Source organism: Acidovorax sp. sif1233, from assembly GCF_019218755.1.
Lineage (GTDB): Bacteria > Pseudomonadota > Gammaproteobacteria > Burkholderiales > Burkholderiaceae_C > Acidovorax.
The window spans coordinates 16612-27963 of sequence record NZ_JAHUWZ010000007.1; the positions used below are offsets into that span (position 1 = coordinate 16612).

Here is an 11352-nt window from a genome sequence, read left to right on the forward strand (position 1 = left end):
CCATGGGTTCCACTGTTCATCCACCGCCGGCGGGGGCCGTTTTCCCGCCAGGAGAAGCGCCATGCGCATTGCCATACTGACGTTCGAAGGTTTTAACGAGCTGGACTCGCTCATCGCCCTGGGTGTTCTCAACCGGGTGAAGAAGCCGGGCTGGCAGGTGTGCCTGGCCTGCCCCGCGCCCCGGGTGCGGTCCATGAACGGCGTGGTGGTGGAGGCGCAGGCGCCGCTGTCCTGGGCCCGCACGGCCGATGCCGTGCTGGTGGGCAGCGGCATGCAGACGCGCGAGGTGGTGAACGACGCATCCCTGATGGCGCAGATGGACTTCGACCCCGCCCGCCAGTTGCTGGGCGCCCAGTGTTCGGGCACGCTGGTGCTGGCCCGCCTGGGCCTGCTCGGCGGCGTGCCCGCCTGCACCGACCTGACCACGAGGCCCTGGGTGCAAGAGGCCGGGGTCACGGTGCTGAACCAGCCCCTGGTCGCGCACGGCAACATCGCCACGGCCGGTGGCTGCCTGGCCGCGCCGTACCTGGCCGCGTGGGTGATCGCCCGGCTGGAAGGCGTGGAGGCCGCGGAAAGCGCGCTTCACTACGTGGCCCCGGTTGGCGAGAAGGAGGCGTACGTGGCCCGCGCCATGGGCCACCTTGAAAAGTACCTGGCCCTGGCCTGAACGGGCGCCGCGGCGTCAGGGCGATGCGGGGGCCTGCGGCGCGGGGCTGGCGCTCGCGGTGCCGGGTTTCGCGCCCCTGCGCCGCCCCAGGTCCCGCGCGTGCGCCACCCAGCCCGCCAACCGCTCCTTGCTGGCGGTGCGCACCGGCCCGAAGCTGTGCACCCGCACGGGCCGGATGCCGCAATACTCCAGGATGGCCTTCTTCATCTGGTGATGCCCCGGCATGCGCGTGACCCAGCGGAAGTACCAGGGCGGTGAATCCATGGTCACCAGCAGTTCGCCCGAGCGCCCTGCCAGCAGCCTGTCCCACAGCGGCGAGCCGGCGCGGTACTTGAACGCGTAGCCGGGCAGGAAGGTGCGGTCGATGAAACCCTTGAGCAGCGCGGGCATCGCGCCCCACCAGATGGGGTAGACCCACACGAGGTGTCCGGCCCAGCGGATGTCGGCCTGTGCGGCGGCCAGATCGGGCTCCAGGGGCTGCGCGGCGCCGTAGCCCAGGAACAGCGGATCGAACGCCAGCTGCCCCACGTCCAGGAACCGCACCTCGGCGCCCGCGTCCAGCGCCCCTTCGGCATAGGCGCGGGCCATGCCCGCGCACAGGCTGGCGGGCGCCGGGTGGCCCAGGATGACCAGAATGCGTTGTTGTGCCACAGAACCTCCATCACACACGTTGTTGTCGATGGCGCCATGGTCACCTTGCCCCACGGGGCAGAGTCAAGCAGCTGGATCAAGCCGGCGCGCGATGCGGCGCGCCCCGCGCCACCGGGGCGGTGAATTGCCGGGCGTCGCGGGCCGCGGGCGGAACCGGCGCGGCCACGGCGCAGGCCTGCGCCGTGGCGGGCACGGCCATGCCGTCGCAGGCATGCAGTTGCGCCTGCAGCTGCGCCAGTTCGGCATCGAGCGCCTGCAGCCGCAGCAGCTCCTGCGCCACCGCCACCCGCCGGGCCGCCACCCGCTGCGCCATGCGGTCCCCGCCCTCGGCGGTGTGCATCTGGTCCAGGCCGTCGAGTTCCGACAGCCGAAAACCCAGGGCCTGGGCCTGGCGGATCAGCCGCACCTGGGCCACATCGGCCTCGCCGTACTGGCGGTAGCTGCCGTTGCGCGCCACGGTGCCCAGCAGGCCTCGCCCCTCGTACAGGCGGATGGCCTTGGGGGTGGTGCCGGTGCGTCGGGCGAGTTCTCCAATGCGCATGCGTGTGTCCTTGGTGTACCGTCAGGCTGCTATTGAATATATAGCTGTTCGCGCTTGTCCATGTAGCGCCAGGGGCTGTTTTGAGCCTATTGCTTCGCAGCGGTGCGCCCAGGCCCCCATGCCGCGCGATAAGCTGCCGGGTCCCGACGCCCTCCACCGCCTGCCATGCCACAGTTTGCCGCCAACCTGAGCCTGATGTACACCGAGCTGCCGTTCCTGCAGCGCTTCGAGGCCGCCGCGCGCGACCGGTTCACCGCCGTGGAGTTCCAGTTTCCGTACGCGTTCGCGCCCGCCGAGGTGGCCGCGCGGCTGCAGGACAGCGGCCTGCAGCTAGTGCTGTTCAACGCCCCGGCGGGCGGTACCGACCGCGCCGGCATGGCCGCCGCCTGGGAACACGGCGCACGCGGCACGGCCGCGCTGCCGGGGCGCGAGGCAGAGTTCCGCGCGGGAGTCGAGGAAGCCCTGCGTCATGCCGAGGTGCTGGGCTGCCCGCGCATCCATGTGCTCTCGGGCACCGTGCCGCCGGGCGTCGAGCGCGAATCGCTCAAGGACCTGTGCGCGGGCAACCTGCGCTGGGCGGCAGCGCAGGCCGCGCGGGCCGGGCGCGAGATCCTCATCGAGCCCATCAACCTGCGCGACATGCCGCGCTACTTCCTGAACCGGCAGGACCATGCCCACGAGCTGCTGGATGCGGTGCAGGCCGACAACCTCAAGGTGCAGATGGACCTGTACCACTGCCAGATCGTGGAAGGGGACCTGGCCGCCAAGCTGCGGCGCTACCTGCCCACGGGCCGCGTCTCGCACATCCAGATCGCCGGCGTGCCCGGCCGCCACGAGCCCGACACCGGCGAGCTGAATTACCCCTACCTCTTCGACACCATCGATGCCCTGGGCTACCGCGGCTGGGTCGGCTGCGAATACCGGCCGGCGGCCGGCACCTCGCAAGGCCTGGGCTGGATGAAGGGGAAGACCCCCTGATCCGCGTTGGGCCATCCCCCCGGGGGGCGCCCCGTTTCGCACGCTATGGTCCATGCACGGGCCGCGTCGAGGTACGCAGCTTTGCGTAAGGGAATGCGTGAATAAATGTAACAAGCCTCCGGACTTAGAGTGAAGCAGCGTGTTCTCAGGCGTTTGAGAACCCTTTCTGAGACCGGCCCAGCCGGCTTTGGGCTTTCAATCTCCAGGAGACATACCGCATGGCCGCTTCCCTTGCCAACAACCGTTCCGTCGCCCGGCAGGTCACGCTGGCGGCCATTGCGCTGGTGGCCCTGGTGCTCGTGTTCGTGGGGCTGGCCATCGCCGTGCTGACCGAGCGCAGCACGCGCGCCCAGGTGGTGGCCAGCGTGGGCGACACGGCGCAGAGCGTGGCCCAGTCGCTGGACGCGGCCGACAACACCAACCGCGAACTGGTGCAGCTCACCATGCGGGGCTTTCAGCGCTACTTCGAGGGCGTGATGCACCTGGACGAGGCCACGGGCGAGCTGCGCAGCTACGGCGCGCTGGTCAACGAGGACTACGGCTCGGTCGACAAGTTCGCCAGCGAGACGGGCGGCATCGCCACGGTGTTCGCGCGCAAGGGCGAGGACTTCATGCGCGTGACCACGTCGGTCAAGAACGACAAGGGCGAGCGCCAGCAGGGCACGCCCCTGTCCCGCGACGACCCGGCCTACGCCACGGTGGCCAGGGGCGAGCCCTACACCGGCGTCACCGTGGTGGGGGGCAAGCCCTACATGGGCCACTACCTGCCGTCCAAGGACGCCTCGGGCAAGGTGATCGCGCTGCTCTTTATAGGCAACGACATCAGCGTGTTCCATGCCATGCTGCAAAAGCAGGTGGCGCAGACAAAATTCTTCGAGCACGGCGGCACCTACGTGGTCAACCCCGGCGCCTCGCTCGACAAGGCCGTGTTCGTGTACCACCCCACGGCGCGCGGCAAGCGCGTGCTGGAGGCCTACCCCGAGGCGCGCCCCTTCTTCGAGGCGCTGGCCGCCTCCGGCGACGGCTTCGTGCGCGAGGCCGCGCCCGTGCTGGGCGCGGGCGCCACCGACCCCTGGGCGCTGGTGCGCAAGACGGGCGGGGGCTGGTGGGTGGTGGCCGAGGTGGCCGACGGCGAAGCCATGGCCAGCCAGCGCCGCGTCACGCTGGCGGTGTGGGGCCTGATGGCCCTGGCCGTGGTGCTGCTGGCCATCGGCCTGTTCCTCATGCTGCGCCGGGGCGTGAGCCGCCCGCTGCAGGACCTCACGCAGGCCATCACGCTGGTGGCGCAGGGCGACCTCACCGAGGAATTCCGCACCACGCGGCGCGACGAGATCGGCGCGCTGGTGCAGGAGGTCGAAGGCATGCGCCAGCGCTACACGCAGATGCTGCAGCAGGTGCGCACGGCGGTGGACAGCATCACCACCGCCAGCGCCGAGATCGCCAGCGGCAACCAGGACCTGTCGGCCCGCACCGAGGCCACGGCCAGCAGCCTGGCCCAGACGGCACAGAGCATGGAGCAGCTCACGTCCACGGTGCGCCAGTCGGCCGATGCCGCGCGCCAGGCCAACCAGCTGGCCAGCACCGCCGCCGCCGTGGCCGCGCGCGGCGGCCAGGTGGTGGGCGAGGTCGTCACCACCATGGGCGACATCAACCAGAGCTCGCGCAAGATCGCCGACATCATCAGCGTGATCGACTCCATCGCCTTCCAGACCAACATCCTCGCGCTCAACGCGGCGGTGGAGGCGGCGCGCGCGGGCGAACAGGGCCGGGGCTTCGCGGTGGTGGCCAGCGAGGTGCGGTCGCTGGCGGGGCGCAGCGCCGAGGCGGCGCGCGAGATCAAGGCGCTCATCGGCGCCTCGGTGGAGCGCGTGGAGTCGGGCGCGCGCCTGGTGCAGAACGCGGGCAGCACCATGGACGAGATCGTGGGCTCTGTCCAACGCGTGGGCGACATCATTGGCGAGATCACGGCGGCCTCGGGCGAGCAGTCCGACGGCATCGGCCAGGTGAACACGGCGGTGAACCAGCTCGACCAGATGACCCAGCAGAACGCCGCGCTGGTGGAGCAGTCCGCCGCCGCCGCCCAGAGCCTGCGCGACCAGGCGCAGCGGCTGGCCGGGGCGGTGCAGGTCTTCAAGCTCTCGCGCGGCCCCGGCGGCGAGCCTGCGCCCGCGGACCGGCCGGCCTTGGCAGCGTCCCCCGCCCCCGCCCCCGCCCCCGCCCCCGCCCGGCTGCGCTGACGGGCGCGGGCCTGCGGGGGCCGGCGCGGGTGGCTTGGCAATTGATCGGTTCTCGCGCCCGATTCCATGGTTTATGCTGGGCTGAACTTCCTTGTCCGCACAACCCCACCTGCCCGCCATGGCCGCCCATGTTCCCACCATGCTGGCAATGATCATTGTCAGTTCGCTGATGATGGCGGCCTCCATGGCCGTGGTGGGCTGGGGGCGCCGGCGCGACGGCCTGGGGCGGTGGGCCGCCGCCCTGCTGGTCAATGCCATGGGGCACCTGCTGATCATGCTGCGCGGGCAGGTGCCGGACGCGCTGTCCGTGGTGGTGGGCAACCTGCTGCTGTCCTGCGTCTTCGTGGGGATGATCGCGGCGATCTACCAGTTCCAGGGCCGTCCGGTGCGGTGGCTGCTCTTGCTCACGCCGTCCGCGCTGGTCACGGGGTTCGTCATCGCATTCATCGACAACTTTCCGGCGCGCGTGAGCTTCGTGGGCCTGGCCATCGGCCTGCAGGCCGTGTGGGCCCTGGCCGCGGCGCTGGAGCGCCGCCATGCCACCGTGGGGCGCGGCCAATGGCTGCTGGTGGCGGGGCTCGGGCTGGAGGCGCTGGTCCTGGGCGGCCGCGCGCTGCTGGCCCTCAGCGCCAGCGAGGCGGCCACCGGCATCCTGCAGGGCAGCGCCCTGCAGACCCTGACCTTCATGGGCACCGTGTCGGTGGTGCTCATCAGCTCCATGGGCTTCGTGTTCATGTCGCGCGACCGCGCGGACGAAAACAACCGCATCATGGCGGCGCTCGATCCGCTCACGGGCGTGGCCAACCGCCGCGCGCTGATCGCCGCGCTGGACCGCGACGTGGCGCGCGCCGTGCGCACGCGCGAGTCCATCGCGCTGATGATGGTGGACATCGACCATTTCAAGCGCGTGAATGACCGCCACGGCCATCCCGCGGGCGACCAGGTGCTGTGCAGCGTGGTCAGCGTGCTGAAGGAGCGCGTGCGGGCGCAGGACCTCGTGGGCCGCTACGGCGGCGAGGAATTCATGGTGGTGCTGCCCGACACCACCCTGCTGGGGGCCGAGCAGCTGGCGCGCGAGCTGTGCAAGGCGGTGGAGGAATCGCGCTGCCGCGTTCGCCCCGCCGGCGCCGCCGATGCCGATGCGGGCGTGGGCATCGCCGTCACCGCGAGCATCGGCGTCTTCGGCGGCCGGCTGGAACCCGGCGACAGCTGGGACATGCTGATCGCCGCCGCCGACCGCGCGCTCTACCAGGCCAAGGAGAACGGGCGCAACCGCGTGGAGGTGGCCACGGCCCTGCGGCGCCCCGCCTCCCAGATGGCGGCGCGGGACAACCCCGAGACCCACCCGGCTTCCAGGTATTGAAATGCCTCCCCGCGCGCCCTCCCTCAGGGGGCGGCGCCCGCTGCGCGGGGGCTGGGGCGCGTGCGGCGTCCGCGCCCGCCGTGAAGGTCTCTGCGCGCCCACCGTGGCGTCCGCCCGGGGGTTGTGTTGGAATGCTGTTTTCGGTCCCCCAGAGACTTTTTCAGGAGAGCCCCCATGAATGCCCGTGTCCCCCACCAGATCCTGCAACCTGCACTCGCGCTCGAGCGGGTGAGCCAGGCGTGGGACGACGACATTGTTCGCCAGTTGACCGACTACATCGCCATCCCCGCCAAGTCGCCCATGTTCTCGCCCGACTGGGCCGAGCAGGGCCTGCTCGACACCGTGGTGCGCAACGCCGCCGCGTGGGTCGAATCGCAGAAAGTCGAAGGCCTCACGCTCGACGTCGTGCGCCTGGAAGGCCGCACCCCCGTGCTGTTCTTCGAGATCGCATCCACGCAGCCCGGCGCGACGGACACCGTGCTCATGTACGGCCACCTCGACAAGCAGCCCGAGTTCTCGGGCTGGCGCGGCGACCTGGGCCCCTGGACGCCCAAGTACGAGGACGGCAAGCTCTATGGCCGGGGCGGCGCCGACGACGGCTACGCGGTCTATGCCAGCATCGCGGCCGTGCAGGAATTGAAGCGCCAGAACGTGCCCCACCCGCGCATCGTGGGCCTGATCGAGACCTGCGAGGAAAGCGGCTCGCGCGACCTGCTGCCCTACATCGATGCCCTGAAGCCCCGCATGGGCAACGTGGCGCTGGTGGTGTGCCTGGATTCGGGCGCGGGCAACTACGACCAGCTGTGGCTCACCACCAGCCTGCGCGGCATGGCCACCGGCACGCTCAAGGTCGAGATCCTGACCGAAGGCATCCACTCGGGCGACGCCTCGGGCCTGGTGCCCTCGTCGTTCCGCATCATGCGCCAGGTGCTCGACCGGCTGGAAGACAGTGCCACCGGCCGCCTGCTGCCCCAGAGCTTCCACTGCGAGGTGCCCCCCGACCGCCTGGCCCAGGCCCGCGCCACGGCCGCCATCCTGGGCGAAGAGGTGTACAAGCGCTTCCCCTGGGCCCACTACGACTGCGGCGGCGCCACCACCTTCGCCCTGCCCACCACCACCGACCCGGTGCAGGCCCTGCTCAAGCGCACCTGGGAGCCCACGCTCAGCGTCACCGGCGCCGAGGGCTTCCCGGCGCTGCAGGACGCCGGCAACGTGCTGCGCCCCTACACCGCGTTTAAGCTCAGCCTGCGCCTGCCGCCCCTGGTGGATGCCGGCCAGGCCGTGCAGGAGCTCAAGGCCCTGCTCGAAGACAACGCGCCCTACCAGGCCAAGGTCACCTTCCAGGGCACGAGCGGCGCCACGGGCTGGAACGCGCCCAGCGCCACGCCCTGGTTCGAGCAGGCGCTGAACGAGGCCTCGCAGGCCCACTTCGGCGCGCCGTGCGGCCATATCGGACAGGGCGGCACCATCCCGCTCATGAACATGCTCAGCGAAGGCTTTCCCACCGCGCAGATGATGGTCTGCGGCGTGCTGGGCCCCAAGAGCAACGCGCACGGCCCCAACGAGTTCCTGCACGTGCCCTACGCCAAGAAGCTCACCGCCGCCGTGGCGCAGGTGATCGCGGCCATGGCGGCGCAGCAGGCCACCGCCGTGGCGGCCTGAACCCCACCGCGCGCATCGCCGCCCCCGCGCATGTGCCCTGGCGCTGCCTCCTCCCCCGGTGTGTGGATGCAGCCGCCGCCCTTCCCCCGCACCGCAACGCGCGCCGCCAGGGCGCTGGCCCGGCCGGCCGCGTTGCCTTGAGCCCGTTCCACCATGTCCTCTGACTCCATTGCGTCCACCCTGAGCACCTTGACCACCTTCACCGCGGGGGATGGGGAAAACCTGGCGGTGCAGGACTGGCCCCTGGTGGGGCGCGGCGTGCCGGCACGGGGCACCGTGCTGCTGGTGCACGGCCTGGGCGAACACGTGGGCCGCTACGACGCCCTGGCGCGGCGCCTGAATGCCTGGGGATTCGCCGCGCGCGGCTACGACCAGTACGGCCACGGCGAGTCGAGCGGCCCGCGCGGCGGCCTCACCTCGGACATGCGGCTGCTGGACGACCTGGCCGACATGGTGGACGCCACCCGTGCCCGCATGCCGGCCGGCCAGCCCCTGGTGCTGCTGGGCCACAGCATGGGCGGGCTGGTCGCCTCGCGTTTTGTGTCCCTGAACCTGCGGCCGGTGGATGCGCTGGTGCTGTCATCCCCCGCGCTCGACGCGGGCCTGGGCGCCGTGCAAAAACTGCTGCTGGCCACGCTGCCGCGCATCGCACCGAACCTGCGCGTGGGCAACGGGCTGGATGCGCAGTACCTCTCCCACGACCCGGCCGTGCCCGCGGCCTACCTGGCCGACCCGCTGTGCCACGACCGCATCAGCGCGCGCCTGGCGCGCTTCATCGCCACGGGCGGCCCCGCCACGGTGGCCCGCGCCGCGCACTGGAGCGTGCCCACGCTGCTCCTGTGGGCGGGCAGCGACAAGCTGGTCAATCCCGCCGGCAGCCGTGCCTTCGCGGCCGCCGCGCCCCGGGCGCTGGTGCAGTCGCACGGCTTCGAGCCCTTGTTCCACGAGTTGTTCAATGAAAGCCCCGAACTGGCCGCGCCGGTGTTCGACATGCTGCGGCAGTGGCTGGAGCGGCGCTGCCCGGCGGCGGGGTGAGCGCCGCCGCAGCGGTTTCGGGCCAGAATGGCCGGTAGCGCTTGTCCATCAAGCGCTGAAAGCTACTATTTTTGTAGCAAACCGCCCAGCATTCCAAACAGGTCGCTGGACGTTCCAAACCCGCCCTGCGGCGCCTCGCCGCGCGGGCTGAGCTGGTCGATCAGGCCCGGCAGCACCTGGGCCAGCTGGCCTGCCGCCGCGCCGGAGCCCACGCCCAGCTGCGCGGCGATCTGCGACAGCGGGCCGCTGCCCAGCACGTCCGAAAGCTGCTCGCCCGAGATGGCCTGGTTGGGCCCCGCGCTGAGCCAGGAGGCGATCACGTTGCCCAGCCCGGCCTGCTGGAACCGGGCCATCAGGCCCGGCAGCCCGCCCACCGGGCCGTCGTTGCTGATGAGGGACATCACGGCCTGCACCAGCTGGGGGTTCTGCGCGGCCAGGCTCAGCAGGCCACCCAGCCCGCCTGCGGCACCGCCGCCGCCGGCGGAGCCCTGGGGGCCGCCCTGTGATGCGCTATTGATGACGGCACCCAATACGGAATCGAGCAAACCCATGGTGATCTCCTGCAGAAGGGGGTAAAAAACGGCCGAGCGCCGGCCCGGGGCCGCTCACGGCCCTGGGCCCGGTACCAGCGATGGTACGCATCCGCGCCCTGGCCCCAGTGTCAACAATCGTGAATTCCCCTACCGCCCGTGCGTGGGCGACGGGCTGGGCCGGCAAGGCTGGCAGGTGCCGGGCCGCCGGCCAGGGCGTGGCGGGAGGGCCCGCCGCCCGCCGTTCACTGGCTGCGCGCCGGGCGTTTCTCCAGCAGGGGTTCGCTCACGCCCTGCACCCCCACCAGGCCCAGCACCGTGACCAGCGAGGTCTGCGCCCCCTGCCAGGCATCGGTCAGGTCGATCCACTCCGACAGCGCATGGAAACCACCGGTCTTGCCCCCGCCCCCGATCACGATGGCCGGGATGCCCAGCGACATGGGCACGTTGGCATCGGTGCTCGCGCCACCCAGCACCGTCTTGCGGCCGAACGCGGTGTTGGCGCGCACGGCGGCTTCCACGATCAGCGAGTCCGCCGCCGTGCGGCCGCCGGGGCGGTCGCCGATGAGCCTGGTGGAGGCGGAGAGCGTGTTCACATTCCAGCGTGCGTTCTCCTCGGCCACGGCGGTATCGATGGCCGAGAGCACCTGCTTTTCGGTGGCCAGCAGCGGGGCCATCTCGTCGGAGCGGATGTCCACCGCCATGCGCGCATCGGGCGCGATGGTGTTCACCGAGGTGCCGCCGCCCACCGTGCCCACGGTGAAGGTGGTCTTGGGGGTGGCGGGCGTGCGGATCTCGGCGATCCTGGCGATCGCGCGGCCCATGCCGTGGATCGCGCTGGGCACCTGGCCGAAGGCCGCGTAGCTGTGGCCGCCCGGGCCCTTGAAGGTCACCTCGTGGCGGTGGCTGCCCGTGCCCAGCACCAGCACCGTGCCGTCGGGCGCGGGCTCCAGCGCCACCAGGCCGTCAATGTCCAGGTGCTCCTTGAACAGGTGCTTCATGCCGCGCAGGTTGCCCAGCTCTTCCTCGCCCACATTGCCCACGAACACCAGGTCGCCCACCGTGGCGATCTGCTGGTCGTTGAGCACCTTGAGCCACGACAGCAGCACGGCCAGGCCGCGCGTGTTGTCCGAGATGCCGGGCGCGTAGAGCTTGCCGTCGCGCTCCTTCACCTTCACGTCGGTGCCGGCGGGGAAGACGGTGTCCAGGTGGGCCGAGATCACGAGCTTGGGCCCGCTGCCCGTGCCCTTGCGGATGCCGACCACGTTGCCTTCGGCGTCGATGGCGGCGCTGGCCAGGCCCAGGGCCTTCAGGCGTGCGAGGAAGGCCTCGGCGCGCCTTTGCTCCTTGAACGGTGGCGCCTCGATCTCGGTGAGCATGCGGAGGTCTTGCGCCGCGCGGTCGTGGTCGGCCTTCACCGCGTCGAGCAGCTTCAGGATCTGGGGCGCCGCCATGAGCTGCGTGTAGGCCTGGTCCACGGCCGGGCGCAGCGTGGTGGGCGTGGCGGCGACGGCGCCTTGCGCGTGGGCGGCAGGGCCCAGCAGCGCGGCGGCCAGCGCCACGGCGCCGGGAGTGAAGCGGAAGATGGAGGCAGGGTTCTTCATGGTCGGGATGATGGAGAGGGCGGAGTTGCGAAGGAAGGGGGGCCCGGCCAGACGCGGGCCGCGGCATCCGGTGCGCGCGGCGCC

10 protein-coding genes are annotated in these 11352 nt (G+C 71.4%); 6 read left to right on the top strand and 4 right to left on the bottom strand.

Annotated elements, in window-relative coordinates:
• Positions 1-61 precede the first annotated feature (61 nt).
• Positions 62-667, top strand: a complete 606-nt coding sequence (locus tag KW843_RS20600; RefSeq protein ID WP_218297026.1) for a DJ-1/PfpI family protein — start codon at positions 62-64, stop codon at positions 665-667.
• A 15-nt stretch (positions 668-682) separates the two neighbouring features.
• Here the strand turns inward: KW843_RS20600 and KW843_RS20605 are convergent, their stop codons facing one another.
• Positions 683-1318 (bottom strand): NAD(P)H-dependent oxidoreductase, encoded by a 636-nt coding sequence (locus KW843_RS20605; protein WP_218297027.1) that lies wholly within the window; start codon positions 1316-1318, stop codon positions 683-685.
• Positions 1319-1394: 76 nt separating this feature from the next.
• Positions 1395-1859 carry a MerR family transcriptional regulator gene (locus KW843_RS20610; protein ID WP_218297028.1) on the bottom strand — a complete coding sequence of 155 codons (465 nt, stop codon included), beginning with the start codon at positions 1857-1859 and terminating at the stop codon, positions 1395-1397.
• A gap of 165 nt (positions 1860-2024) precedes the next feature.
• Here KW843_RS20610 and otnI point away from each other — a divergent pair, with 165 nt between their 5' ends.
• The 5 genes from otnI to KW843_RS20635 all read left to right on the top strand — a co-directional run bounded on the left by otnI (position 2025) and on the right by KW843_RS20635 (position 9134).
• On the top strand, positions 2025-2837 hold the full coding sequence (gene otnI, locus KW843_RS20615; protein WP_218297029.1) for a 2-oxo-tetronate isomerase: 813 nt from the start codon (positions 2025-2027) through the stop codon (positions 2835-2837).
• Positions 2838-3055: 218 nt separating this feature from the next.
• Positions 3056-5074, top strand: a complete 2019-nt coding sequence (locus tag KW843_RS20620) for a methyl-accepting chemotaxis protein (RefSeq protein ID WP_218297030.1) — start codon at positions 3056-3058, stop codon at positions 5072-5074.
• Between the two features lie 118 nt (positions 5075-5192).
• Positions 5193-6437, top strand: coding sequence for a diguanylate cyclase (locus KW843_RS20625; RefSeq protein WP_218297205.1), 1245 nt, complete (start codon positions 5193-5195; stop codon positions 6435-6437).
• Positions 6438-6611: 174 nt separating this feature from the next.
• Complete coding sequence (locus KW843_RS20630) at positions 6612-8099, top strand: M20 family metallopeptidase (RefSeq protein ID WP_218297031.1); 1488 nt, start codon at positions 6612-6614, stop codon at positions 8097-8099.
• Between the two features lie 153 nt (positions 8100-8252).
• On the top strand, positions 8253-9134 hold the full coding sequence (locus KW843_RS20635) for an alpha/beta hydrolase (protein ID WP_218297032.1): 882 nt from the start codon (positions 8253-8255) through the stop codon (positions 9132-9134).
• A gap of 65 nt (positions 9135-9199) precedes the next feature.
• Here the strand turns inward: KW843_RS20635 and KW843_RS20640 are convergent, their stop codons facing one another.
• Both KW843_RS20640 and KW843_RS20645 read right to left on the bottom strand, forming a co-directional pair.
• Positions 9200-9685: a YidB family protein gene (locus KW843_RS20640; RefSeq protein WP_218297033.1), complete on the bottom strand. Its 486-nt coding sequence runs from the start codon at positions 9683-9685 to the stop codon at positions 9200-9202.
• 224 nt (positions 9686-9909) lie between these two features.
• A complete protein-coding gene (locus KW843_RS20645; RefSeq protein ID WP_218297034.1) occupies positions 9910-11268 on the bottom strand; it encodes a M20/M25/M40 family metallo-hydrolase in 1359 nt (452 codons plus the stop codon).
• Positions 11269-11352: the final 84 nt, after the last annotated feature.

Bases quoted from the DNA above. Each gene is read 5' to 3' on its own strand.
- KW843_RS20600 (WP_218297026.1), top strand. From the start codon at position 62: ATGCGCATTGCCATACTGACGTTCGAAGGTTTTAACGAGCTGGACTCG.
- KW843_RS20610 (WP_218297028.1), bottom strand. From the start codon at position 1,859: ATGCGCATTGGAGAACTCGCCCGACGCACCGGCACCACCCCCAAGGCC.
- otnI (WP_218297029.1), top strand. From the start codon at position 2,025: ATGCCACAGTTTGCCGCCAACCTGAGCCTGATGTACACCGAGCTGCCG.
- KW843_RS20620 (WP_218297030.1), top strand. From the start codon at position 3,056: ATGGCCGCTTCCCTTGCCAACAACCGTTCCGTCGCCCGGCAGGTCACG.
- KW843_RS20625 (WP_218297205.1), top strand. From the start codon at position 5,193: ATGGCCGCCCATGTTCCCACCATGCTGGCAATGATCATTGTCAGTTCG.
- KW843_RS20630 (WP_218297031.1), top strand. From the start codon at position 6,612: ATGAATGCCCGTGTCCCCCACCAGATCCTGCAACCTGCACTCGCGCTC.
- KW843_RS20635 (WP_218297032.1), top strand. From the start codon at position 8,253: ATGTCCTCTGACTCCATTGCGTCCACCCTGAGCACCTTGACCACCTTC.
- KW843_RS20640 (WP_218297033.1), bottom strand. From the start codon at position 9,685: ATGGGTTTGCTCGATTCCGTATTGGGTGCCGTCATCAATAGCGCATCA.
- KW843_RS20645 (WP_218297034.1), bottom strand. From the start codon at position 11,268: ATGAAGAACCCTGCCTCCATCTTCCGCTTCACTCCCGGCGCCGTGGCG.